Source organism: Corynebacterium sp. LK28, assembly GCF_014335105.1.
Classification (GTDB): Bacteria; Actinomycetota; Actinomycetes; order Mycobacteriales; family Mycobacteriaceae; genus Corynebacterium; species Corynebacterium macclintockiae.
The window spans coordinates 22945-48305 of sequence record NZ_PDGZ01000002.1 but is presented as its reverse complement, the minus strand read 5'-3'; the positions used below and the strand labels follow the sequence as shown (position 1 = coordinate 48305).

22 protein-coding genes and 1 riboswitch are annotated in these 25361 nt (G+C 62.8%); of the genes, 6 read left to right on the top strand and 16 right to left on the bottom strand.

From position 1 onward, the window contains the following. Positions 1–157: 157 nt before the first annotated feature. Genes tyrS through CRD15_RS01595 form a run of 5 tightly spaced genes read right to left on the bottom strand, consistent with a single transcriptional unit; the run spans position 158 to position 5714 of the window. On the bottom strand, positions 158–1444 hold the full coding sequence (gene tyrS, locus CRD15_RS01615; protein WP_187401750.1) for a tyrosine--tRNA ligase: 1287 nt from the start codon (positions 1442–1444) through the stop codon (positions 158–160). Between the two features lie 46 nt (positions 1445–1490). Then, a complete protein-coding gene (locus tag CRD15_RS01610) occupies positions 1491–1658 on the bottom strand; it encodes a Trm112 family protein (RefSeq protein WP_034966121.1) in 168 nt (55 codons plus the stop codon). Between the two features lie 48 nt (positions 1659–1706). Further along, the gene (locus CRD15_RS01605; protein ID WP_187401749.1) at positions 1707–3284 is read right to left on the bottom strand and encodes a VWA domain-containing protein; all 1578 of its coding nucleotides are present in this window, start codon (positions 3282–3284) and stop codon (positions 1707–1709) included. 60 nt (positions 3285–3344) lie between these two features. Continuing rightward, complete coding sequence (locus CRD15_RS01600; RefSeq protein ID WP_034966117.1) at positions 3345–4010, bottom strand: hypothetical protein; 666 nt, start codon at positions 4008–4010, stop codon at positions 3345–3347. Between the two features lie 48 nt (positions 4011–4058). Next, positions 4059–5714, bottom strand: coding sequence for a VWA domain-containing protein (locus CRD15_RS01595; RefSeq protein ID WP_187401748.1), 1656 nt, complete (start codon positions 5712–5714; stop codon positions 4059–4061). 101 nt (positions 5715–5815) lie between these two features. Beyond that, positions 5816–5929, top strand: a riboswitch (TPP riboswitch). On the opposite strand from CRD15_RS01595, the gene thiC reads away from it, so the two are divergent. The 6 genes from thiC to CRD15_RS01565 all read left to right on the top strand — a co-directional run bounded on the left by thiC (position 5930) and on the right by CRD15_RS01565 (position 12029). Then, on the top strand, positions 5930–7870 hold the full coding sequence (thiC, locus tag CRD15_RS01590; protein WP_187401747.1) for a phosphomethylpyrimidine synthase ThiC: 1941 nt from the start codon (positions 5930–5932) through the stop codon (positions 7868–7870). It begins immediately after the preceding riboswitch. After that, positions 7860–8504: a thiamine phosphate synthase gene (locus CRD15_RS01585; protein WP_187401746.1), complete on the top strand. Its 645-nt coding sequence runs from the start codon at positions 7860–7862 to the stop codon at positions 8502–8504. Before thiC ends, CRD15_RS01585 begins: the two co-directional genes overlap by 11 nt. A gap of 41 nt (positions 8505–8545) precedes the next feature. Then, the gene (thiO, locus tag CRD15_RS01580; RefSeq protein ID WP_187401745.1) at positions 8546–9706 is read left to right on the top strand and encodes a glycine oxidase ThiO; all 1161 of its coding nucleotides are present in this window, start codon (positions 8546–8548) and stop codon (positions 9704–9706) included. Between the two features lie 65 nt (positions 9707–9771). Beyond that, positions 9772–9990 (top strand): sulfur carrier protein ThiS, encoded by a 219-nt coding sequence (gene thiS / locus CRD15_RS01575; RefSeq protein WP_034966107.1) that lies wholly within the window; start codon positions 9772–9774, stop codon positions 9988–9990. Positions 9991–10002: 12 nt separating this feature from the next. Next, positions 10003–10806 (top strand): thiazole synthase, encoded by an 804-nt coding sequence (locus CRD15_RS01570; RefSeq protein WP_034966104.1) that lies wholly within the window; start codon positions 10003–10005, stop codon positions 10804–10806. After that, positions 10806–12029 carry a ThiF family adenylyltransferase gene (locus CRD15_RS01565; protein WP_187401744.1) on the top strand — a complete coding sequence of 408 codons (1224 nt, stop codon included), beginning with the start codon at positions 10806–10808 and terminating at the stop codon, positions 12027–12029. Before CRD15_RS01570 ends, CRD15_RS01565 begins: the two co-directional genes overlap by 1 nt. Positions 12030–12058: 29 nt before the next feature. Here CRD15_RS01565 and argH read toward each other — a convergent pair whose 3' ends face one another. From argH to CRD15_RS01510, 11 genes are all read right to left on the bottom strand, one after another. After that, positions 12059–13498: an argininosuccinate lyase gene (gene argH, locus CRD15_RS01560; RefSeq protein ID WP_187401743.1), complete on the bottom strand. Its 1440-nt coding sequence runs from the start codon at positions 13496–13498 to the stop codon at positions 12059–12061. A gap of 62 nt (positions 13499–13560) precedes the next feature. Then, positions 13561–14757, bottom strand: coding sequence for an argininosuccinate synthase (locus CRD15_RS01555; RefSeq protein WP_034981490.1), 1197 nt, complete (start codon positions 14755–14757; stop codon positions 13561–13563). 72 nt (positions 14758–14829) lie between these two features. After that, complete coding sequence (gene argR / locus CRD15_RS01550; protein ID WP_034966094.1) at positions 14830–15294, bottom strand: arginine repressor; 465 nt, start codon at positions 15292–15294, stop codon at positions 14830–14832. After that, positions 15279–16214, bottom strand: a complete 936-nt coding sequence (gene argF / locus CRD15_RS01545; protein ID WP_035008671.1) for an ornithine carbamoyltransferase — start codon at positions 16212–16214, stop codon at positions 15279–15281. The genes argR and argF overlap by 16 nt, the downstream gene beginning before the upstream one ends. Before the next feature lie 19 nt (positions 16215–16233). Continuing rightward, a complete protein-coding gene (locus CRD15_RS01540; RefSeq protein ID WP_035008672.1) occupies positions 16234–17439 on the bottom strand; it encodes an acetylornithine transaminase in 1206 nt (401 codons plus the stop codon). A 2-nt stretch (positions 17440–17441) separates the two neighbouring features. Beyond that, on the bottom strand, positions 17442–18389 hold the full coding sequence (argB, locus tag CRD15_RS01535; RefSeq protein WP_034973548.1) for an acetylglutamate kinase: 948 nt from the start codon (positions 18387–18389) through the stop codon (positions 17442–17444). 63 nt (positions 18390–18452) lie between these two features. Next, positions 18453–19655, bottom strand: coding sequence for a bifunctional glutamate N-acetyltransferase/amino-acid acetyltransferase ArgJ (gene argJ, locus CRD15_RS01530; protein ID WP_034973550.1), 1203 nt, complete (start codon positions 19653–19655; stop codon positions 18453–18455). 7 nt (positions 19656–19662) lie between these two features. Continuing rightward, positions 19663–20688 (bottom strand): N-acetyl-gamma-glutamyl-phosphate reductase, encoded by a 1026-nt coding sequence (gene argC, locus CRD15_RS01525; protein WP_034973552.1) that lies wholly within the window; start codon positions 20686–20688, stop codon positions 19663–19665. Between the two features lie 66 nt (positions 20689–20754). Continuing rightward, complete coding sequence (pheT, locus tag CRD15_RS01520) at positions 20755–23310, bottom strand: phenylalanine--tRNA ligase subunit beta (RefSeq protein ID WP_187401742.1); 2556 nt, start codon at positions 23308–23310, stop codon at positions 20755–20757. 48 nt (positions 23311–23358) lie between these two features. Further along, positions 23359–24414, bottom strand: coding sequence for a phenylalanine--tRNA ligase subunit alpha (gene pheS / locus CRD15_RS01515; RefSeq protein ID WP_187401741.1), 1056 nt, complete (start codon positions 24412–24414; stop codon positions 23359–23361). Positions 24415–24499: 85 nt separating this feature from the next. After that, positions 24500–25360 (bottom strand): RNA methyltransferase, encoded by an 861-nt coding sequence (locus CRD15_RS01510; protein WP_187401740.1) that lies wholly within the window; start codon positions 25358–25360, stop codon positions 24500–24502. Position 25361 lies beyond the last annotated feature (1 nt).

Genomic DNA, 25361 nt, shown 5'->3' with positions numbered 1-25361 from the left:
CGACCGCACCAGTAAGGTTTGTGTTCCCCACTCGCTCTCGGCGACTTGATTTAATGTACACCCACCCCGAAGAAACACACAAATCCCCTGGTAGAAGCGGGAAATGCAACTACCAAGGGATCTGTTTAACGCATAAAGGCCGTTCGGGGTGGCGTCACTAAGAAGAAGCCCCAACGCGCGCACCGGCGAAACGCTTCTTACCCTTGCGCAGCACCAGCCACGATCCGTGCAGCAGATCGTCGGCGGACGGCGACCATTCGATGTCCTCGATGCGCTGGTTGTTCACGTAAGCGCCACCCTCCCCGACGGTACGACGGGCGGCACCCTTGGACTTCTCCAGGCCGGACTCGACGAGGAGGTCCAGGATGGTGGCATCGGGACCGACCTCAGCAACCTCGGTTTCCTGCAGGGCGGAAGACAGGGTGGCCTCGTCCAGATCCTGCAGCTCCGCCTTGCCGAACAACGCCTGGGCGGCCAGCTCCACAGCCTCAGTAGCAGCAGCGCCGTGCACCAGAGTGGTCATCTCGCGGGCCAGAACACGCTGCGCCTCGCGCTTGAAGGGCTCCTCGGCGACCTTGCGCTCCAGCTCCGCGATCTCCTCCTGGGAAAGGAAGGTAAACCAGCGCAGGTAATCGATCACTACGGTATCGCCTGCGTTGATGAAGTACTGGTACCAGGAGTACGGACTGGTCAGCTGCGGATCCAGCCACAGCTTGCCACCGCCGGTGGACTTGCCGAACTTGTTGCCCTCCGCGTCGGTGACCAGTGGCACGGTCAGGCCATGCACCTTGGCGCCGTTCACGCGGCGGTTCAGATCCACACCAGAAACGATGTTGCCCCACTGGTCGCCACCGCCGATCTGCAGCACGCAGTCGTACTCGTTGTGCAGGTGCACGTAGTCGTTGGCCTGCAGCAGCATGTAGGAAAACTCAGTGTAGGAAATGCCATCCGATTCCAAGCGGCGCTTCACGGTATCGCGGTCCAGCATGGTGTTCAGCGAGAAGTTCTTGCCGACATCGCGCAGGTACTCAATGACGTTCATCTGGCTGATCCAGTCAGCGTTGTTCACCATCACGGCCGGGCTGTCCACGTCGCTTTCGCCGGTGAAATCGACGAATGCCTCCAGCTGCTTCTTGATGGCCACCATGTTCTCACCGATCTGCTCTTCGGAAAGCATGGAGCGTTCGCCCACATCGCGCGGGTCGCCGATCATGCCGGTCGCGCCACCAGCCAGGGTGATCGGGCGGTGGCCGAACTGCTGGAAGCGCTTCAACATAATCAGCGGCACCAGGTGGCCCGCGTGCAGGGAGCTACCCGTCGGGTCGAAACCGCAGTACAGCGTGATGGGATCCTGCGTGGCCTCCTTCAGCGCCTCCAGGTCCGTGGACTGATTAATCAGGCCGCGCCACTGCAACTCGTCAATGATGTTCTTGTTGTCACTCATGCGTATTCGTTCTCGTTCCTCTTTTATGCGTTGCTACTTGACGGGGTTACTTGACCGGCCAGTCTTGAGCTTCTTCGACCAGCAGCACCGGGATACCATCCTGCACCGGATAGGCCTTATTCAGGCGGGGGTTCACCAAATAGTCACCGTGATCCTCCAGCGGCTGCTTGTCGATGGGGCACGCGAGGATCTCTAGGAGCTTCTGGTCAATCATGTTGCCCAGTCTAGCTGGTGGCTTGGGCTCCTTCCTTAGTGACGCCCCCTACGTAGCCCAATACTTACTGGCCCTGTCCAGGGCAGTGGCCAGGCCGCCCTCTTTGGCCTTAAAGACTTCACCGCCGGTCTCTTCAGCAAGACGCTGCATGTCCTCTGCGTTTTCATTGCCGTAATGGACGATGTATACGGGGAAAACTACCCCCTCCTTGCGCTCCCTGTACCTCAGTTCGTGCGACCATTCCGCATAGTCCACACCTTTGGCAGGTGTTCCACTGGTCAGCAAGACTATTGACTGTCCTTGAATCAAGTTTCCTCTTTGCGGAATTCGCAGATATTCCCTGTACAGCTGGTAATAGATATTGGCCTCTTGGCGGGCCGCCATACGGTCTACGTAATCCTTTAGAGTGCGTGCATGCTTTGGATCATCTGGGGAATAGTCCTTTTGGGTGAACGCTTTGCTCGAGGATGTACTGGATGTTGTGATATTTACCGCTCTGCCATTGACCCCCGCTTGTTCACCAAGCAAATCGAGTATGTCTTTCTTTGCTTCCCTGAATTTTTCCCCTTGCATGGAAGCGGAAACGTCGACTAGCAGGTTGATGTCTCTGGGGCGAAGCAGCTCCTCCCGATAAAAGCGCAATGTGTTTTCGAACTCCTGCTTGGAACCGGGGAGCTTATGAGCGGTTGTATCAGCACGGCGTTGCCCAGGTGAGTCGCCCAATTCAACTCGTATTTTATGCCGGAGTTCGTTGCCATGTTGAGTGACCCAATCAGCGAAGGCTTTCGTCTTAGCATGAGCAGAAGCCTCAGCTTCTTCGTCATCTGGATTCTTGATCACCGAAATCGGAAAGTCGTTAAACCCGATCCTGTCAGCGGGGATAACAAAGGTAATTTCTCCGTTATCCCTTAAAAGTTTCTCATCAGAAGAAAACGCGAAAACTGCTTGAGCAACATCATCTGTAGCAGAGAATCTGTCATACAATTCATCAGAAGTATCGCTTAAAAGCACCTGAGCGCCGAAAAACTTCTTCAATTGAGGATGAACTTTACCTGCAACCTCTTCTGCTAAGTCATCTGATTGCAAGCCCCCGATCTTGTATAGTATGCCGATCAGAGACTGCATCCCCAGGTTGGATTTGCCCGGATCTGCCATACCAAAAGTTAGGTCTCCCCTTGTGACCGCTTCCCGGACATCGTTCCACGTAACTTGCTTCTTCTGCCATCCCAAACGATCCAGGTCTTTGCTCCTTAATGCGAGCCCCAACGTATCCGAAGCCAACCCGTAGCTCTCTCCGAGCGCCTCATTGTTTTGCAGGTTCACATAGGAGTTAGTCGCCAACCAGACTGCATCGTACTCATCCCCTAGCTCCCCATTAGCAATCTTCCGGGAAAGCTCAACTGTGTCTCCCCCGAGGTCAATCTCGACTTGCATTCCGTAGTCACGCTTCGCTTCTACCCACAGGAACGGACTGAATGGAATGTCATTCGCCATCACTATCCGCAGCGGGCGCTCATCTTCTCCTCCATCACGTTTCTTGGCTACAGTCCCCACAGCCACAAGAAACACGGCAAGGATCAATACGAGGAGAATACTGGCGGTCTTTTTGGAGAAAGCATTAGTCATTTCTTCAACTCTATTTGTGCGCAAACCGATGCATTATCTTGAAACCTAATTGATTTATACTCATTCCTCGGGCTTCCGTAGCACGCCGAATTCCAGTTCTAGGAATGTGCGATTGTCCTTCAGCTCTTGGAGGTTGTCCTGCATGATCGCTTGGTGAACTTTGTCCATTTCTGATTGCAAAACTGCCAGCGAAGCACGGAAATCCTCAACGGCCTGGTTATGCGTTGCAGTCGGCATGTCATCAAGAATTCGGCAGGTCTCTGGGAAATAGACGTCCAAAATGCGGCGAACCTTGTTCTCTTGCGGCGGATCCGCAGCCAAGTGATCCCACTCGTGCACAACGTCCTTGCACGTGCTGTAGAAATGATCGAGATCCGCGTAGAACTCTTGGCGCTGCTGTCCGGAGACGCGCACGGATTCTTTGAGATGCTTAGAGTGGGTGCGGATGCCCTGTAGGGACTCGGTAGGAACCTCATAGAACGTGGGAGCTGGTTTACTAAAAGGTTCGTGCCGTTTCTTTTCCAGAGAGTGCTTCCCATCCTGGACTGGCTTCCCCTCTAGCGACTTTTGTTCCTGTCCTTCCGGCATGAGCATCCCAGCAGCACCGGCGAGGGCTCCCGCCACGACGATCCACAGAGACCCTAGATCCACCGCAGCATGCAAGCCCACGATCGCGACGAAAACGACAAGCCCAGCAACGATTTTCGGAAAGTACTTGGAGTTCATGGTTTCTTTCCTACCCTGTCCTACTGATTGCGGCCTACTGATTGCGGCCTACTGGTAACTGCGGATCTCTTCGAACGCCTTAGACAGATCACCGCTACGAGCGTTGAAAACCTTGCCACCGGTGAAGTCCGCCAGGAAGTTCATCTCCTCCTCGCTGGCCTCCCCATAGAGGATGACGAACACCGGGATCTTGCGGTCAGTCTCGGCCATCTTGCGCTTCATCTTGGTGATGAACTCCTGGCGATTCGTGCCGGAGTTCGACTCACCATCGGTCATCAGCACAATCGAATTCAGGGAACCGCCGCCTTCACCCACACGGTCGTAGGCGCGCAACACGGCGTCATAAATCGCAGTTTCACCACGGGGCTGCAGACCATTGACGTAATCCCGCAGGCCTCGACTCTGCTCCGCGCTGTCCGGGTCGTAGTGCTCCTGGGTGTATCCATCGGCAACCTTGCTACTGAAAGGCATAAGGGTGATCGTTTCGCGACGGCCGAATCCCTTCGGATTACCGGCTTCGCCTGCGGTGCCGTCAATAAGCCTGTTCAGGATGCCCTTCAGATCTGCCAGTCGGTTGCCCCGCATCGAGCCGGACGTGTCGAGCAGGAAGTTGCTGTCAGCGGGGCGGCGAAGGTCATCACGATACAGGCTGACAAGAGAACGAATGTGATCCTTCGACGTCGGATACTCGTAGTAGTTCTGGGTGCCCTTGTTTTCCGCGTCCTTGCCCGAAACGATCAGGTGGGTTCGCTCCCCTACCTCTTCGCTGTGCTCTTTAAACCAATCGGCTAGGGCTTCGACCTTCGCTACGGTGTCCGCCTCAGGCCCCGTTTCGCCGGGCTTCGTGAGCGCCGAAAGGGGGTAATCGGCAGCGCCCGCGGCATCCCCGGGGACGATTACTTCGATATCTACCCCGTCGTTTTCCTTCATCGATTGCAGAACGGATTGATAGTTGAAGATGCCATCCGCCTTGCCAGGGTTCTTTACGAAGGTATCGCGCAGCCAACCGGAGGATCCGGAAGTGATCGTCTGGCCGGAGAAGAAGTCCTTCATACGTGGCTTGTCGAGAAACGCCGTCGAAAGATCGAACTTCTGCCCCTGCGGAGAGTTGCTCAGTGCCGCCGCGACCGAAAGAAGAGTAAGGAAACCGGAGTTGGATTCCTGCGGATCTGTCATGCCGAACGTAAGATCACCGCGCTTTACGGCCTCAGCGATATCCGACCACTTGACGTCCTTATTGCGCCATCCCAGGCGATTGACCGCGTCCTGTTTGAGCCCCAGAGCTACCGGCGAACGGGCAATGCTGTGATCTTCGGACTGCTGGGATGAGCCCTCCGCTCTGGCAAAAGCGTTGGTTGCAAACCAGGTGGCGTCATACTTATCCCCATAATCACCATCCACCAGGTTACGAGTGTTGACGAGAGTGCCACTGTCGTACTCCATTTCAATCTCGAACCCCAAGTCCGAGGAAGCCTGTTGGATAAACGGTTCCATATCCGACAGCTCTGTAGCAGCGACAATTTTCAAAGGCTTGCTGGTGTCATAAGACTTCCCGCCAGATCCGGTTAGACTGCCGGGGAAGTTCCCCGAGCCAACCACATAAGCAACCGCTGCTACCAGCAGCAACACAACTACAAGGAAAAACTTTGAACTGCTCTTTTTGCCGTTATTGGCGTTCAAGCTGCTGGGGTATGGGCTCGTCATAGGCCTGATCTTATTTCACACGCAGCTACTTTTCAGGCCAAACCGAACAAGCTGACAGGGCGAAACTACACGCTTGTGAGAGGTGCGTTACAGTGGAAAGCACAACCGAACACGGGCGCTCGAGGTATCGAGCTGAGACCGCGCTACATCCCGCGCGGGTACCGCTAGAACCTGTCTGGTTAGAACCAGCGAAGGAAGAGTCAGGAGAGTCTTTAATGACGGACACGTCTACCCAGAACACCGCTGCCACCCCCACCGACGAGTACGGCGCGGAGATCCACCCGAAGCACAGCTTCTCCCCCATCGAGAAGACCGTGGAATCCTTCGGCAAGACCTTCAAGCTGCAGGTTCCGGAGACGGAGATTCAGCTGGACGACTCACCGACCGGCCCCAACGCGCCGGTGAGGATCTACCGGACCCGCGGACCGTGGGCCGAGCCGACCAAGGGACTGGAAGGGCTGCGCAGCGAGTGGATCGAAGCTCGTGGCGACGTGGAGCCCTACGAGGGGCGCCGTCGCAACCTGCTGGATGACGGCAACCGTGCAGTCAAGCGTGGCGAGGCCAGCGAGGAATGGAAGGGTTCCACCCGCCCCACCCTGCGCGCCAAGGACGGCAAGCGCGTTACCCAGATGCACTACGCCCGCCAGGGCATCATCACCCCGGAGATGGAGTACGTGGCGCTGCGCGAGCACTGCGACGTAGAGAAGGTCCGCGAGCAGGTTGCCTCCGGCAAGGCCATCATCCCGAACAACGTTAACCACCCGGAATCCGAGCCGATGATCATCGGCAACGCCTTCACCACGAAGATCAACGCCAACATCGGTAACTCCGCCGTCACTTCCTCCATCCGCGAAGAGGTCGACAAGCTGCGTTGGGCCACCCGCTGGGGTGCGGACACCGTGATGGATCTGTCCACCGGTAACGACATTCACACCACCCGCGAATGGATCCTGCGCAACTCCCCTGTACCCATCGGCACCGTGCCGATCTACCAAGCCCTGGAGAAGGTCGACGGCGTGGCCGAGGATCTGACCTGGGAGATCTTCCGCGATACCGTCATCGAGCAGTGCGAGCAGGGCGTGGACTACATGACCATCCACGCTGGCGTGCGCCTGCCGTTCGTGCCGCTGACCACCAAGCGCGTTACCGGCATCGTGTCTCGCGGTGGTTCCATCATGGCGGGCTGGTGCCTGGCCCACCACAAGGAATCCTTCCTCTACGAAAACTTCGACGAACTGTGCGAGATCTTCACCAAGTACGACGTCGCCTTCTCCCTGGGCGACGGCCTGCGCCCCGGCTCCATCGCGGACGCCAACGACGCAGCCCAGTTCGCAGAGCTGAAGACCATCGGCGAGCTGACCCACCGCGCCTGGGAGTACGACGTGCAGGTCATGGTCGAAGGTCCGGGCCACGTGCCACTAAACATGGTGCAGGTCAACAACGAAAAGGAGCAAGAATGGTGCGGCGGCGCACCGTTCTACACCCTGGGTCCGCTGGTTACGGATATCGCTCCGGGGTACGACCACATCACCTCCGCCATCGGTGCGGCAAACATCGCCATGGGTGGCACCGCGATGCTGTGCTACGTCACCCCGAAGGAGCACTTGGGTCTGCCGAACAAGGATGACGTGAAGACCGGTGTGATCACCTACAAGGTGTCCGCCCACGCCGCCGACGTGGCCAAGGGCCACCCGGGCGCCCACGAGTGGGACGATGCCATGAGTAAGGCCCGCTTCGAGTTCCGCTGGCACGACCAGTTCGCCCTTTCCCTGGATCCGGACACCGCGCAGGCGTACCACGACGAGACCCTGCCTGCGGAGCCGGCGAAGACCGCGCACTTCTGCTCCATGTGTGGCCCGAAGTTCTGCTCCATGCGCATTAGCCAAGACATCCGCGATGCTTTCGGCGACGAGATCGACGAGGCATTGGCCACCGATCAGAAGCAGTCGCTGGTTAAGGATCTGGGCCTGCCGGGCTTCGGCCGCCAAAGCGTAGACGGCGTGGACGCTACAGATGCCAAGGCCAGCGCTGCGGGCGAAGAGGAAATGGCCGAGGAGTTCCGCCGTGCGGGCTCCCAGCTGTACCTAAACCGCGACGAGGCCAAGGAAGTTGCCGAGGATCTGCAGAAGGAGGCGGCAGCGCACGGTGAGCGCTAACGTCGATCTGCGCTGCTACCTGGTTACCGGCGCGCCGCACGAGAAAGTCGTCGACGTCGCCGCGGCCGCGGCCGCCGGAGGTGCGGGCGTGGTGCAGGTGCGCAGCAAACCCATTAGTGTGCGTGACCTGACGGCTCTGGCCATCGAGGTCGCCGCCGCCGTCCAGCGGGCCAACCCGGCCACCAAAGTGCTGATCGACGACCGCGTGGATGTCGCCGCTGCCCTCATGGGTCACCACCACATCCACGGCGTGCACATTGGCCAGGACGACCTTGATCCGCGCCTGGCACGCGAGGTACTGGGGCCAGATGCAATCATTGGGCTGACCACCGGCACTCTGCCGCTGGTGCAGCAGGCCAACGAGTACGCCGATGCGATCGACTACATCGGCGCCGGCCCCTTCCGCCCCACCCCCACCAAGGATTCCGGCCGCGAGCCGTTGGGGCTGGAAGGTTATCCCGCGCTGGTGCGAGCCTCCCGCGTTCCGGTGGTAGCCATCGGCGACGTGCGCGCGGAGGACGCAGCCGACCTAGCCGACACGGGTGTTGCCGGAGTCGCGATCGTTCGCGGATTCATGAACTCACCCAACCCGCGCGCCACCGCCCGGCAGGTGCTCGCTGGTTTTTCTTCGTGACGCCCACCGCTTGCAACCCGCACAAGAGGAAGTGAATAGAAGTGACTAATTCCAGTCCTGGCGGCTCCCAGCACTATGCCCACATTGTGGTGGGCGCGGGGATCGTGGGTCTTTCCACCGCTTTCAAGCTGGTGGACCTCGGGGCGGACCCCTCTAGCGTGGCGGTGATCGACCCAGCCCCAGTAAGCGGGGCCTCCTTCATCGCGGGCGGCATGCTGGCCCCGGTCGCAGAAGTGCAGTATAAGCAGGAGCCGTTGTACCCGCTGATGGTGGCGTCCAAAAACTTGTACGACGACCTGCTGCAACGGCTGGGCGAAAAGACCTCCCTAAGCACCGGCCACAGAACAGAATCGACCTTCGTGGTGGGGGCGGATCGAGCGGACGCGCGGCACCTCACCGAGCTGACGGAACACCAGCACGGCCACGGCATGGAGGTACAGCGCCTGCCACTGCGCCAGGCACGCAAGATCGAATGGGGCCTCAGCCCGCAGCTATCCGGTGTGGTCGAGATCCCCGGCGACCACCAGGTGAACCCGCGCATGTACTGTGCGGCGCTGCTGGATGCGCTGCGGAACATGGGCGTGGCGATCCTCGGCGAGCGGGTGAGCCACATCGAGGACGGTACCGTCACCACAGACGCCGCGACGTACACGGCCGACATGGTGTACCTGTGCAACGGGCTAGGCGCCGGGCAGGTAAAGGGCTGGTACGAGGGCGAGAAATCTCCGCTGAAGCTGCGCCCGGTGCGCGGCGATATGCTGCGGCTGCGGGTGCCCGAGGGAATGGAGCCGCCCGTGGGGCGCGTGATCCGGGGATTCGTGGAGGACCGGCCGGTGTACATCATCCCGCGGACCGACGGCACAATCGCGGTCGGTGCGACCAGCCGCGAAGACGCCCGCCGTGGCCCCGCGGTGGACGGGGTGTACACGCTGCTGCGCGATGCGATTCGGATTGTGCCCGGGATCCAGGAGTGCGAATTCATTGAAGCGATCACCGGCGAACGGCCGGGCGCGCCAGACGACCTGCCGTACCTGGGGAAAATCGGCGAGAAACTGGTGATTTCCACTGGCTACTTCCGCCACGGAATTCTGCTGTCCGCGTTGGGGGCTACAGTGGGGGCAGCACTGGGAATGGGCCAGCCGGTCCCCACGTTGGAACCGGAGATCGACCTGGCCAGTTGCGCGCCACTGCGCCACGCCTAGAGGGGCGTGCGCGGGCGCTGCACAGAAGAGCTTGCAAAGTAAAGCCGTAACGCTAAGGAGTTTTCATGGACTACACGGTGAATGACGAACCACGGTCAGCGGAAAACGCGCCGAGTGTGGCGGAAGTCGTGGCTGCGGAGACGGGCCGCGAGACCTCTGCTGCGGAAGGCGCGAAGGGGGTCGCAGTGGCAGTGAACCGCGCGGTCGTTCCGGCTAGCGACTGGGGGCGCACCCTGGACGACGGCGACGCGGTGGACATCCTGATCGCCGTCCAGGGCGGCTAGGAGTAACCGGCGATGCTGAAGATTGCGGATAAGGAATTCGATTCCCACCTTGTCATGGGCACCGGTGGCGCCAGCAGCCAGTCACTGCTGGAGGATGCGCTGGTTGCCAGTGGCACGCAGCTAACCACGGTGGCGATGCGCCGCCACAGCGCACAAACTACCGGCGGCGGTGAGAGCGTCTTCGAGCTACTGAACCGCCTGGGTATAGACGTGTTGCCGAACACCGCGGGATGCCAGACGGCGCGCGATGCGATGCTGACGGCCCAGCTGGCGCGCGAGGCACTGGGGACGAACTGGGTGAAGGTAGAGGTCATCGCCGACGACCACACGCTGCTGCCCGACGTGGTGGAGCTGGTGGATGCCTGCGAGATGCTGGTGGCCGAAGGCTTCGTGGTGCTTGCCTACACCAGCGACGACCCGGTAGTAGCCCGGCGGCTGGAGGACGTGGGCGTGCATGCTGTCATGCCGCTGGGTTCGCCGATCGGCACGGGGCTGGGGATCCTGAACCCGCACAACATCGAACTGATCTGTTCGCGCGCCCAGGTGCCGGTGCTGCTGGACGCGGGCGTGGGCACGGCCTCCGACGCGGCGCTGGCGATGGAGCTGGGCTGTTCCGGTGTGCTGCTAGCCAGCGCGGTAAACCGCTGCCAGGATCCGGTGGCGATGGCGCAGGCCATGAAGGCGGCCGTGGAGGCCGGCCGATTGGCACGCGGGGCTGGGCGCATTCCCCAGCGCACGCATGCCCAGGGTGCGTTGGCCTCCTCTAGCTTCGACGGTTTGGCCAGCTGGGATGGCTGGGCAGACGAGGTGCTGTGATGTTCAGCGAATACACTTCGCTGCCCGCCGATGAACTGAAGCGGGTGGCGCGGCAGACGATCCTTCCGGGACACGGCCTGCGAGAACAGGAGCGCCTGCACGAGGCACATGTGCTGGTGATCGGCGCGGGCGGCCTCGGCTGCCCCTTGATGCAGTCGCTGGCTGCAGCGGGGGTCGGTGAGATGTCCGTTATCGACGACGACACGGTGGACATCACGAACATCCACCGCCAAATCCTCTTCGGTGCCAGCGACGTCGGCCGTCCCAAGGTGGACGTCGCCGGCGAGCGCCTGCGGGAGCTACAGCCCGGTCTGCGCTTCCACGGCATCCACGGCCGCTTCACCGCCGACAACGCCGCCGAGCTGCTGGAGGACGTGGACGTGCTGATCGACGGCTCGGATACTTTCGCCACGAAGTTCCTGGCCGCTGATGCTGCCGAGGCCACCGGCACTCCCTTGGTCTGGGGTTCTGTGCTGCGCTACCGTGGCGACGTGGCGGTTTGGTGGTCCGGCCCGGGCGCTGACATAAGCGCCGAGGAGTCCGCCCGGGGCGTCGGCATGCGCGACCTCTACCCCTCCCAACCGGATCCGGACAGCGTGCCGGACTGCGCCACCGCCGGAGTGCTGGGCGTAACGACCGCGGTAGTCGCGGGCCTCATGGCCACGGAGACCATTAAGTTCCTGCGCGATCCTGACTCTCGCGCACAGCAAGTTGGGCGGTTGCATATTTATGACGCCCTTAGCGCCAACATCCAGCACTTCAACGTCACCGCCGATCCACAGCGGAAGCCGGTCACCGAGATCGTGGCGGAGGAAACATCGAGCTGCGAGGCTGACGCAGCTCAGGATAGTAGGCCTGCAGCGGCTGGGGAAGATACAGCCGCCTGCCTACTGCGTGCCCTAGCCGACGGGGCAGCGATAGCGATTGACGTGCGCGAGCCGGGAGAAAAGGCCATCAAGGACCTGCCGACGTTCTCCGAGTACCCCGGCTACCACCTGCCCACCAGCGTGTGGAGCGAGCAGCCGGAACTGGCGGAGCAGCTGCTTGAGAGCATGAGCAGCGCACACGGCGCTGCGGAGGACACGGTGGATGTCGTGGTCTACTGCGCGTCCGGCAAGCGCTCGGCAAACTTCGTCGAACGCTTCGCAAAGCACGCCGCCGGGCAGGGCGTGCGTCTGCACAACCTGCCCGGCGGGGCGAATGAACACGGGGTCGGGATCTAGACCCGATTGAACCTAGGTTCCCTGGGCGCTTAGACCAGGCGGGTCTTCTCAGCCCACTTGCGGTCGGTAGAGGAGGCTTCGCGCACGCGCTCCTTCTGCTCCGCCACGCGCACGCCAGCGGTGCCACCGCGGGTAGCGCGGGAGGCCACGGCACCGTCGATGGTCAGCACCTCGCGAACCTCCGGAGTCAGAGCCGTGTGCACACCCGCCAGCTCCTCGTCGGTGAGATCCACCAGATCCACTCCGCGCGATTCCGCGATGCGGACACAAGAGCCGGAGGCCTCGTGGGCGACGCGGAAAGGCACGCCCTGGCGAACCATCCACTCCGCCAGGTCGGTGGCCAGCGTGAAGCCCGCCGGGGCGAGCTCACCCAGGCGCTCCGGGTGGAAAGTCAGCGTATCGACCAGGCCAGCCATCGCCGGGAGCAGCAGGTTCAGCTGAGCCACGGAATCCGCGATGGGCTCCTTGTCCTCCTGCAAATCACGGTTGTAGGCCAGCGGCATAGCCTTCAGGGTGGCCAGCAGACCGGTGGCGTTGCCGATCAGGCGGCCGGTCTTGCCGCGCATGAGCTCTGCGACGTCCGGGTTCTTCTTCTGCGGCATGATCGACGAGCCGGTGGACCACTCATCGGCCAGCGTGACGTAACCGAACTCCGGGGTGGACCAGGCGATGACTTCCTCTGCCAGACGGGAAAGATCCACTGCAACCTGGGCAAACACGAAGGCTGCCTCAGAGGCGAAGTCGCGGGAACTAGTGGCGTCAATAGAGTTATCCGCAGCAGAGTCAAAGCCGAGCTCCTCCGCGATGGCCTCCGGGTCGAGCGCCAGGGAGGAACCCGCGAGCGCACCAGAACCATACGGGGACACAGCGAGGCGCTTATCCAGATCCTGGAAGCGCTGCACGTCGCGCAGCAGCGGCTGCGCGTGCGCCAGCAGCTGGTGGGCCAGCAGCACCGGCTGGGCGGCCTGGAAGTGCGTCTTGCCCGGCATGATGGCCTCCGGGTGGCGATCACACTGGGCGACCAGAGCGTCGACGACGTCCAGTACGCCCGCGGTGATGTCGCGGATCGCGTCGCGCAGCCACATGCGGAACAGGGTGGCGACCTGGTCATTGCGGGAACGACCCGCACGCAGGCGACCGCCGGCCTCCGGGCCGACCCGATCAATCAGGCCGCGTTCCATCGCGCCGTGGACGTCCTCGTCGCTGGGTTCGGGGCCGAAGGAACCATCGGCGACGTCCTTCCCCAGTTTCTGCAAGCCAGCGATGAGGGTATCGAAGTCCTCGTCGCTGAGCAGGTTGGCCTTGTGTAGCACCCGTGCATGAGCCTGCGAGGCCAGCACGTCATAGGGGGCCAGGACCCAGTCGAAGTGCGTGGACTTCGACAGGGCAGCCATCGCCTCAGTCGGGCCGCCGGAGAATCGGCCGCCCCACAGGGCGCCCTCGTTCGTGCCGTGTGCCTCGGTGGTCATGGTTGGGTTCAGTGCCTTTCTGCTCTCGTTAGCCTCTGGTGAGCCTCTGGTGGGATTGGCCGCTAATTAGCCAGGTCGCGCTTCGCGGCGATCTTGGAGGACAGGCCGTGCAGCTCCACGAAGCCACGCGCCATGGACTGGTCGAAAGAGTCGCCCTCGTCGTAGGTGGCCAGGTTGAAGTCGTACAGGGACTTGCCGGAGCGGCGGCCGTTGACGGTGATGGAGCCAGCGTGCAGAACCAGGCGGATGTCGCCGGTGACGTGGGTCTGGGTGGACTCGATGAACGCATCCAGGGAGCGCTTCAGCGGGCTGAACCACAGGCCGTCGTAAACCTGGTTGGACCACTCAGCATCGATGCCGCGCTTGTAGCGGGCCAGCTCACGCTCGACGGTGACTGCCTCCAAAGCCTCGTGTGCGCGGATCAGGGTCATAGCACCCGGAGCCTCGTAGATCTCGCGGGACTTGATGCCCACCAGGCGATCCTCAACCATGTCCAGGCGGCCCACACCCTGGGCGCCGGCGCGGCGGTTCAGTTCTTCGATAGCCTCCAGCACGGTGACCTTCTTGCCGTCGATGGCGACGGGCTTGCCGCCTTCGAAGGAGATGATGACCTCATCCGGAGCCTGCCCCAGGCCCGGATCCTCGGTGTAGGCGTAAACGTCCTTGGTCGGGGCGTTCCACAGATCCTCCAGGAAGCCGGTTTCAACGGCACGGCCCCAAACGTTCTGATCAATGGAGAACGGGGACTTCTTGGACTGCTCGATCGGGATGCCATTTTCCTCGGCGAAGGCGATGGCCTTCTCGCGAGTCCAGGCGTAGTCGCGGACCGGGGCGATGATCTCCAGGTCGGGGGCGGTGTTGGCGAAGCCGACCTCGAAGCGAACCTGGTCGTTGCCCTTACCGGTGCAGCCGTGGGCAACGGCGGTTCCGCCGTGCTCGGCAGCGGCCTCGGACAGGTGCTTCACGATCAGCGGGCGGGAGATCGCGGAGACCAGCGGGTACTCCTTCATGTACATGCCGTTGGCCTTGATGGTCGGCAGGCAGTAATCGTTGGCGAACTCATCGCGAGCGTCCACGACGATGGATTCCACGGCGCCGGCGCCCAGTGCGCGCTGGCGGACGGTCTCCATGTCCTCGCCGCCCTGGCCCAGGTCGATGGAGACGCACACGACCTCTGCGTTGCGCTCCTTGGCGATCCAGCTGATGGCAACGGTGGTATCCAGCCCGCCGGAGTATGCGAGTACTACGCGATCCTTCATTCTTCTTTACGCTTCCCTTCGAAAGTCTTATGCAGTCTTTTGCGGTCTTGCTCTAGTATCAGTTAATTCATTCTAGCTTTGCGCCAGGTGGTAGAAGTACTCCCCAAGCTCCTTACCGCTGAGGGGCTCCCGCGCCAGGACGAACACCGTATCGTCGCCAGCGATCGTGGCCACCACTCGGTTGACGTCCGAGCGGTCGAGGATGCTGGCCAGGTACTGCGCGGCACCGGGTGGGGTACGCAGCACTGCGATGTTGCCGGAGTGATCGTGGTCGACCAGCAGCTCCCCCAATACTCGGCGCAGCTTATCCGGGCCATCGACACGCACGTCGTCGGACAGGGAGTAGTACACCTCCCCGCCCACACGCACCTTCTTGGCTCCCAGATCCACCAGGTCGCGCGACAAGGTCGCCTGGGTGACGTCGATGCCGCGGTTGACCAGGATGCCCAGCAGCTGGCGCTGGCTGCCTACCTTCTCGGCGCCGATGATGCGCCCGATCATGTCCTGTCGCGCGGTGCGGGTTAGCGAAGAAGCCATACCATCAGCGCCTTTTGTGCGTGCAAGCGGTTTTCTGCCTCATCGAATACCACGGACTGTGGCCCGTCGATAACCTCCGCGGTGACCTCGCTGCCCCGGTAGGCCGGCAGGCAGTGCAGGAAAATTGCGTCATCCTTGGCGGTGCCCATCAGTTCCGCGTCGACCTGGTAGGCCTTCAGCGCACTGCGATCCTCGGAGGCATCCTGCCCCATCGACAGCCAGGTATCGGTGATCACCACGTCCGCGCCGGTGGCGTCCACCTTGTCGGTCACGGTCACGGTCGCACCGGTCTGCTCGGCGCGCTGCCGAGCACGCTCGACGAACTCTGCGGCCGGCTGGAAGCCCTCGGGTGCGGCGATGGTGATGTTCACGCCCGCGGTGGCGAAGCCCAGCATGTAGCTGTTGGCCATGTTGTTCGCACCGTCGCCGAAGTACACGGCGTTCAAGCCCTTCAGCTCGCCCTTGTGCTCCTTGATGGTCACCAGGTCCGCCAGGATCTGGCAGGGGTGGAAGTCGTCGGACAGGGAGTTGATGATCGGCACGCCCGCGGTTTCTGCCATCTGGTGCAGGTTGTCGTGCGCGCCGGTGCGCCACACGATCGCGGAGACGTAGCGGGAAAGCACCGCGCCGGTGTCCTGGAAGGTCTCCCCCTTCCCCATCTGCGAGCTTCCACTGTCTACGACGATGGCATTGCCGCCCAGCTCGGTGATGCCGGCGTCAAAAGAAAAGCGCGTGCGCGTAGAGGTCTTGTCGAACAGCACGGCGACAGAGCGGCGCTCCAACAGGGTGCGGTAGCCGTTGCCGTAGCGGTTGTCCTTCAGCTCCTCGGCCAGCGCCAGCACTTCGGCCTGCTCCGCCGGGGAAAGATCGTCGTCGGCCAGCACGTGGCGCAGCGGGGCGCGGTTCGGGGTATTCGTCATGTGGGGTTCCTTTGTTGTGTTACTGGTTCTGCTTGCGGTTGTCGTCCAGCATCTGCCTAATCTTTGTGACGCCACCCTGCACCTCATCCGCCGTGATGTTCAGCGGGGGGACCAGGCGAATCACGTCGGGCTGGGGCTTGTTAACGATCAGCCCGTAGTTCAGCGGATCCAGAGTCAGGGGCGCGTCCAGGACAATTCCCAGCATCAGGCCGCGGCCACGGATGGACTTAATGCTCGGGTGGTCGGTCAGGCCTTCGCGGATGGCTGCGGACTGGGTTGCGACGTTGGCCAGCAGGTCCTCTTCCTGGATCGTGTCGATTACCGCGTTGGCGGCCGCACAGACCACGGGGTTGCCGCCGAAGGTGGTGCCGTGCATGCCCTTGGGCAGCAGCTGCGCCTTCGGCAAAGCGAGAGTGGCGCCGATCGGCAAGCCTCCGCCCAGTCCCTTGGCCATGGTGATCACGTCAGGCAGTACGCCGGGTTCGTGCTGGAAGCCGAACCACTGGCCGGTACGGCCCATGCCGGCCTGTACCTCGTCGACAACCATGAGGATCCCGTGCTGGTCACATAGTTCCCGGACGGCGGCCAGGAAGCCGTCCGGGGCGGGAATCACGCCGGTTTCGCCCTGGATGGGTTCCAGGAAGATTGCGGCCGTGTCGTCGTCCGCCATGTCCCGCAGCGCGTCGATGTCGCCGTAGGGGTAGTACTCCACGCCACCGGGCAGCGGCTTGAAGGGCTCCTGCTTGTCGGGCTGGCCGGTCAGAGCCAGGGCTCCCATGGTGCGGCCGTGGAAGCCACGCTCAGCGGCAAGGATCTTGGTCTTGCCGGTCGCGCGGGCGATCTTGAAGGCCGCTTCGTTGGCTTCTGCGCCGGAGTTGGAGAAGAACACGCGGGCGTCGGCCACCGCCTCGGCGGCCTCCCCACTCTGCTCCGCCAGCAGGCCTTTAAGCCGCTCAGCGAGCTTGATCACCTGCGGGTGGGCGAAAAGGTTCGACGTGTGGCTGAGCGTGGCGATCTGACTCGTTACGGCGTCAATAATGGCTGGGTGAGCGTGCCCCAGAGCGTTAACGGCAATACCGGACAGCAAGTCCAGGTAATCGTTGCCGTCGACGTCGGTGACGATGGCGCCGCGGCCAGACACGAGCTCGCGCGGCGGGGTGCCGTAGGTCTCGAAGATCGCGGCGTTCCAGTGGCTTTGCCAGTCAGTGCTTTTGCTGCTTGTCATGGCTAGTCCTCCCGGTAGTTGATGGCGGCGGTGGTTACGTCTTCCCAGTCCGCGGGGCAGATCATGGTGCCGATACCGCCGGTGGTCATCAGCTCCAAGATTACGGAGTGCGGGATACGGCCGTCGATAACGTGCGCGGCCTGCACGCCGGTGCGCAGCGCATCCAGGCAGGCCTCCATCTTCGGCACCATGCCGGAATCCAGGGTAGGTAGCAACTCCGACAGCTGGTCGGGGGTCAGGCTGGAAACCAAGGAGTCCTTGTTGGGCCAGTCGGTGTACAGGCCCTTAACGTTCGTGAGCATCACGAGCCTCTCCGCGCCTAAAGCACCGGCCAGCGCTCCGGCGGCCGTGTCCGCGTTGATGTTGTAGATCCGGCCCTGGTCATCCGGTGCGACTGTGGAGACCACGGGGATACGGCCCGCGTCGATAAGGTCGATCAAGCTTTCAGCGTTGACGTGCTCGATCTGGCCCACACGTCCCAGGTCGACGTCTTCCCCATCGATGGTGATGGTGCGCTTGGAGGCGGTGAACAGACCTGCATCCTCGCCCGAGGCACCGACGGCGTAGGGGCCGTGTTCGTTGATCAGCCCTACTAGCTCGCGGCCGACCTTTCCGAAAAGCACCATGCGGACGTACTCCATGACCTCCGGGGTGGTGACGCGGAAGCCGCCCTTGAACTCGCCTTCCAGGCCGACGGTCTTCAGCATCTCGTTGATCTGCGGACCGCCACCGTGGACCACGACCGGGCGGGCACCGATGGCGCGGAGGAATACCATGTCGGCGGCGAAGGCGCGCTTCAGTTCTTCGTCGATCATCGCGTTACCGCCGTACTTGACCACCACGATCTTGTCGCGGTAATGCAGCAGCCACGGCAGAGCCTCGGCCAGCACGTGGCTGCGCATCTCGGGGGTCAGCCCGGTGGTATCGATGGGATTGTGTTTGGGGGTCATTGGCGTATTTCCTGGTAGAAACGTGTTGTTGGTCGCGGTTTAAGCCACAGCTTGGGGCGCGGTTTAGGTCGAGTACTCGGAGTTGATCTCCACGTAGGAGTACGACAGGTCGGTCGTCCACACCGTCGCGCGTCCCTCGCCCACGCCCAGGTCCACCTCTACGGCAATGTCTGCGCCCGATAGGTCCACCGTGCGGGCACCGGGAGCGCCCGTGGAATTGATGCACACTGGGTGGCCGTTGAAGGACACGCTGATGCCTGCCGGGTTCATCTTCACCGGCGCCATGCCCACGGCCGCCAGCACGCGGCCCCAGTTCGGGTCGGAGCCGAACATCGCGCACTTAAACAGGTTGTCGCGGCCGATCACGCGCGCGGCGGTCTGTGCGGCCTCGTCTGTTTCTGCGCCGCCGACGGTGATGGAGACTCTCTTTGTGACGCCCTCAGCGTCCGCCTGTAACTGCATTGCAATATCGAGGCACACCTGGTGGATCGCAGCGTTGAACTCCTCGACATCAGGGGTCACGCCGGAAGCACCGGAGGCCATCAGCAGCACAGTGTCGTTGGTGGAGGTTGCCCCGTCGATGTCAATGCAATCGAAGGTTGTGGGGGTCGCACCCGCCAGGGCCTGGTGGGCCGTGGCGGAGCTGGGCAGGTGGGCGTCCGTAGTAATAAATACGAGCATCGTCGCCAGCGACGGGGCCATCATGCCTACGCCCTTGCCCATGGCGCCGATGGACCAGCCGTCACCGTGGTAGACGGCTTCCTTAGATACGAGGTCGGTGGTCATGATGGCGCGGGCGGTAGCGTTGCCAGCGGCGATGGACTGGTCGAGGTTACCGGCAAGCTCGTCGACACCCGCGAGGACCTTATCCATCGGCAGAACGTCGCCGATAAGCCCGGTGGAGCACACCGCAACGTCGCCGGGCTGGCAGCCCAGAGCCTCGGCTACCCTTTCCGCGGTGGCCTTGGCATCCTTGTCGCCCTGGGCGCCGTTGCAGGCATTGGCGTTGCCAGAGTTCACGACAACCGCGCGGAAGGTCCCGTCGTTATGCGCCTGGGTGTAACGCACCGGCGCGGCGGTGACCTGGTTGCGGGTGAACATCGCCGCGGCGATGGCATCCGGGCCGTCGTTGCGAATCAAAGCCATGTCCGACTTGCCGGAGGGCTTGATGCCCGCGGTCACCGCAGCGGCGCTGAAGCCCTGTGGCACCGTGACGCCGAGCTCGGCGGAGGAGGTCTTGGCTGTTACCTTGTCTGCGCTGGTCATAGCTGAATCAGAGTCCCGTCTGCGGGAGGCCCGCGGTTTCTTCCCAACCGAACATGAGGTTGAGGCACTGGATAGCGGCACCGGCGGTGCCCTTGGTGAGGTTATCGATGGCGCTGGTGGCGATAATCATGCCATCGGCGACCTCCACCTGGATGTGCACCATGTTGGAGCCGACAACGCTCTTGACCTCTGGCTGCTGGCCTTCCGGCAGCAGGTGCAGGAAGGGTTCGCCTGCACAGAAGTCCTCGTAGGCGCGGCGAATGTCACCCGCCTGGCCGCGGGCGGCAGCGGTGACGGTGGTGAGGATGCCACGGGTCAGCGGTGCAAGCACCGGGGTGAAGGTGACGTGTACGTCGTCCGAGGAGTAGCCGGGAGCCAGCAGCTCCTCCACACTCTGCTTGATCTCCGGCGCATGGCGGTGCGTGCCCACGCCGTAGGCACGCAGGTTGCCCATCGTTTCCGAACCCAGGAGGTTTACGGCGGCTTTCTTGCCAGCACCCGTGGTGCCGGTGACGGAGACGACACTGACCTGCGGGGCCATGAGCCCGCTGGCAATGGCAGGCATCAGCGCCAGCGTGGCGCCGGTCGGGAAGCAACCCGGGGCGGCAACATAGTTGGCGGCGGCGATTTCTTCCCTGTGACCAGGCATCTCCGGGATGCCATAAGTGCGAGTACCCGCGTGCGGGGTGCCGTAGAAACGTGCCCAATGGTTGGCGTTCTTGAGGCGGTAGTCTGCGCCGCAGTCCACAATCTTCATGGACTCGGGCAAGTTGAGGGCGGCGGAAACGCCGTGCGGAAGTGCGAGGATGGCAGCGTCGTTCGCGCCGAGGATCTCCTCGGTCGTCTCTTCGAGCACACGATCCGCCAGGGCGGGAAGACCCGGGTTGAGGTCGCCGAAACGCGTGCCGGCGTTGGAGCCGCCGGTAAGCGAGCCGATTTCGAAGTCCACGCCGTAGCCAGGGTGGTTCAATAGGAGGCGAAGAGCTTCGCCTCCCGCGTACCCACTGGCGCCTGCCACTGCAATTTTCAACATAGGACGATTCTGCCCTATATTCCCCCACAATGCAAATTATTCAACATTGTGGGAATTATGCAATTATCAGCGGAGCTGCGCCCCCACCCGCTCGGTGGCGGACTGCAGGGCGGCCTCGCGGGACTCGCTGGCTTCCTCTTCCGTCAGTGTCCGGTCGGCGGCGCGGAATCGCAGGCTGAAGGTCAGCGAGCGCTTACCCTCGCCCAGGGAATCCGAACGGTACACGTCGAACAGGCGAATCTCCTCGAGCAGTTCTCCCGCGCCGTCGCGCAGTGCATTCTCGACGTCCTGAGCCGGGGTGGTCTCGTCGACAACCACGGCAATGTCCTGCAGCACGGCCGGGAAAGCGGACAGTACGGGGCGCGGGAAAGTCTCCTCCAGCGGCAGTGCGTCCAGGTTCATCTCCATTGCGACGGTGCGCGGCGGCAGCTCCGCTCGCTCGCAGACCTGCGGGTGCAGCTCACCGGCGTGGCCAACGACCTTGTCGCCCACCAAAATCTCCGCGCAACGGCCCGGGTGCCACGGCAGGTACTCGGCATTTCGCACGGTGATTTCCACGCCTGCGGCACGGGCGACGACGCGGGCGGACTCGATGGCGTCCGCAGCCGTGAAGGACTCCGGGGCACCCCACGTACCCTGCAGCTGACGGTTACCCGTAGCAACAACGGCGACGTGCAGCGGCTGATCCGGCAGCGAAGCCAGCAGCTCGGCCAGCTCTTCCTTACCGGGTCGCTGCTTTACGGAAGGCATCGGCGAAAACGGCTTGGCCGACTTCGGCACGGAAACCTGCTCCACACCGTACAGAGCCACATCGCGCTGGCCACGGGTGACGTTCCGGCGCAGCGACTCGATCATCGACGGCAGCAAAGTGGTGCCGATGGAGGCGTAGTCGCTCTCCAGCGGATTCTGCACCTTCACAGTCAGGCGACGCGGATCGTCGGCGGGCAGCTCCCACACGTCGAACACGTCATTGGCGATGAACGGGGTCGGCAGGATCTCCGCGTAACCAGCCCACGCCAGCGCCTGGCCAACGTTGCGGCGCATCCGCTGGCGTGGGGTGTAGCCGCGGCCGGCCGGGGCGGTGGGAACGATCGATGGGATGTCCTCCAGCCCCTCCAGTCGCAGAACCTCCTCTACCAAGTCCGCGGGCATGGTCAGGTCAGGGCGCCAGCTCGGCGGGGTGACCTCGATCTCGCGGGCACCGTTATCGTCGCGGGAGCCGGTCTCGCGCACCTCGCAACCGACCTCACGCAGACGGGAGATAGTGGTGCCGTCCGGGTATATCTTGCCCGCCGTCTTGCCCGGGCGGGAGGTGTGCATGGTGATCATCGGCATCTCCGGAACCGTACCGAACAGGGTGCGGCCCTCCTCCACCTCGCCACCGGCGATGTTCACCAGCAGGGCAACGGCAAAGTCCAGGGCATCCTCAATGATCGCCGCATCCGTGCCACGCTCGAAGCGGCGGGAAGCCTCGGAGGATAGCTTGTGGCGGCGGCACGTCCGCGCCACGGTGATCTGATCCCAGTGTGCGGCCTCGAACAGCACATTTGTGGTCTCGTGGGTGATCTCGGAGGTCGACCCGCCCATCACGCCGGCCAGCGACTGAATGCCGGACTCGTCGCAGATCACCACATCTTCGGCATCCAAGGTGCGCTCCACGTCATCCAGCGTGGTCAGCTTCTCCCCCTTCTGCGCCCGGCGGACGTGCAGCTCGCCATTGACCTTATCCGCGTCGAAGGCGTGCATCGGCTGGCCCAGCAGGAACATCACATAGTTCGTCACGTCCGTCGCGGGGTTCACGGGGCGCTGGCCACATAGCATCAGCTCGCGCTGCAGCCACAGCGGAGACTCCGCCTTCGGGTCGATTCCGTTGACCTTCCGCATGCCGAACTTCGAGCACTTCGTGTCCTCATCGACTTTCAGCGCCTGTACCTCGCCGTCCGTGCCGGGCAGGCCGGCGAACAGGTCGTTGCGCATCGCTGCTGCCGCCGGATCCTGCGCTGGGTCGCGGTACTGCAGGTTAAAACTGGACGCCAACTCGCGGGCGAGTCCCCTGGCAGACAGCGCGTAGCCGCGATCCGGGGTGATGTTTACCTCGAAGATCGTGTCCTGCAAACCCAACAGCCCGCACGCGTCGTCACCTGGCTGAAGGTTGGCACTGGCCAAATCGGCGTCAGAAATAGTCATGATCCCCGCATTCTGCTGGGAGGCAAGGCCCACCTCCATCGCAGAACAGATCATGCCTTCGGAGATCTTGCCGTAAGTCTTCCGCGCAGAGATCTCGAACGGGCCGGGCAGCACTGTGCCGGGCAGGGCGATGACCACGTTGTCGCCCTCGGAGAAGTTCCGCGCGCCGCAGATGATGTGCTGCAGCTCGCCGGTGCCGTTGGCCTGGCCGACGTTGACGTCGCAGTAACGGATCGGCTTCTTAAACTCGGTGAGTTCCTCGATCTTTTCGACGCGACCGATCACCAGTGGGCCGGTGGTCTCGGGGATCGCCTCGTAGCCCTCGGTCTCGAAGCCGACGCGGACGAAGCCAGCGTCGAACTCCTCGGCGCTCACGCTCCACTGCGGGTTAGAGGTCTGCAGGATTCGGGTCAGCCACGACTGGGAAATAAGCATGATTTTCGAAAGATCCTTTGGGGTTGTCTAAGTTCTAACCGCGTAGTTTTAACCGCGTACGCCGAACGGCAGGGTGAAGCGAACGTCGCCCTCCACCATGTCGCGCATGTCGGGCAGGCCATTGCGGAACTGCAGGGTGCGTTCGATGCCCATGCCGAAGGCAAAACCGGAGTAAACCTCCGGATCCACGCCCGCGGCGATCAGGACGTTGGGGTTGACCATGCCGCAGCCGCCCCACTCGATCCAGCCTGCGCCGCCCTTCTTGTCTGCGAACCAAACATCGACCTCGGCGGAGGGCTCGGTGAATGGGAAGTAGTTCGGGCGGATGCGGGTCTTGGCTTCCTCGCCGAACAGGGTCTTGGCCAGGTGATCCAGCGTGCCCTTCAGGTGTGCCATCGTCAGACCCTTATCCACAGCCAGGCCTTCGACCTGGTGGAACACCGGAGTGTGGGTGGCGTCCAGCTCATCGGTGCGGAACACACGGCCAGGGCAAGCAATATAGATCGGCAGGTCGCGGGAAAGCATCGTGCGCATCTGCACCGGGGAAGTGTGGGTGCGCAGCACCTGGCCGGAACCCTCCGGAGCGATGTGGAAGGTATCCTGCAGCGTGCGCGCGGGGTGGTCCGGGATGAAGTTCAGGGAGTCGAAGTTGAAGTATTCGGCCTCGACCTCCGGGCCGTCCGCAATCTCCCAGCCCATGCCGACGAAAATGTCAGCGATCTGCTCGGACAGAATGGTGATCGGGTGCTGGGCGCCACGCTGCCCGCGGGTGGTCGGCTCGGTGACGTCGATGCGCTCTGCGCGCAGGACCTCCTCATTGCGCTTACGCTCGAGTTCGGCCTTGACCTGGGCGAAGCGCTTCTCGACGCGGCCCCGTTCCATGTTCACCAGGCGACCAGCGTCCTTGCGCTGCTCCTTGGGCAGGCTGCCCAGGCTGCGGCGGGCGGCCGGGATGGGGGCATCGTCGCCGAGGTGTTCGCGGCGGGCGACTGCCAGTTCCTCCAGATTTGCAGCTTCGGCGAAGGCTTTCTCAGCTGCGTCAGCGGCTGCGCTCAGCCCCTGCTCCGAAAGCTCTACCTGGGGAGTATCCGCGGAATCCGTCACTTGTGTGCGCTCCTCTATCTACGTGCACGGCTTAACCTGGTCAATAATACCCGGCGGGGATCATGGTGCGCCGAGTCGGGGGATATCAGTCCCCGGCTGACCCGTCTTCGGTAGCGCCGCGCGCCGCTGCCTGGGCACGCGCCGATTCATACATACAGATGGATGCGGCGGTCGCAAGGTTGAGTGATTCCGCGCGCCCGCGGATGGGGATGGAAACCCGCAGATCTGCCTCGGCGAGCAGCTCCTCCCCCAGTCCGTGGGCCTCGTTGCCGAACAGCCATGCGGTCGGCTTCGTAAGGATCTCCCCCGCGTCATCCAAGCTGACCTCACCGTCGGCTGCGGTGGCGACGATCTGCAGCCCCTGCGCGCGTAGCTGCCCCAGCACGTCCTTCACGTTGGTGGAACGCGCCACCGGCACGTGGAACAGCGACCCCGCAGAAGCACGTGCGGCCTTGCACGATTGCGGATCCGCGGTCTCGCCAGCGAATACCACGGCATCGGCGCCCATCGCATCGGCAACACGAATAAGGGTGCCTGCATTGCCGGGGTCGTTGGTTTCCACTGGGACGCTCACTAGCTGGGGCTGCGGCGTCAATGCCTTACCGACAGACCACAGGACAGGCTTGCATACGGCGAACAAGCCTGTGGTCGTGGCGGTATCAGAAAGGTGTTTGGCGGCTCTGTCGTTGATGTAGTGGACGAAGACGTTGAGGTAGCCGGCTGTGCGGATGATCGGCTCGAAGCGTTCTGCGGCTGCCGACGTGACGAAGACGTCCGTGGCGCTGCCGGTGGCGATAGCGGCCTCGACGCTGTTTTCCCCCTCCACGAGGAAAACCCCCGCCTTTTTGCGCGCAGCCGCCCGGTGAAGTTTGGCGGCGTTGACGACGCGGGGGGTTCTTTCGGTGAAAAGGTCTTGTGCATCCTGCGGGCTCATAACCCACAGCATA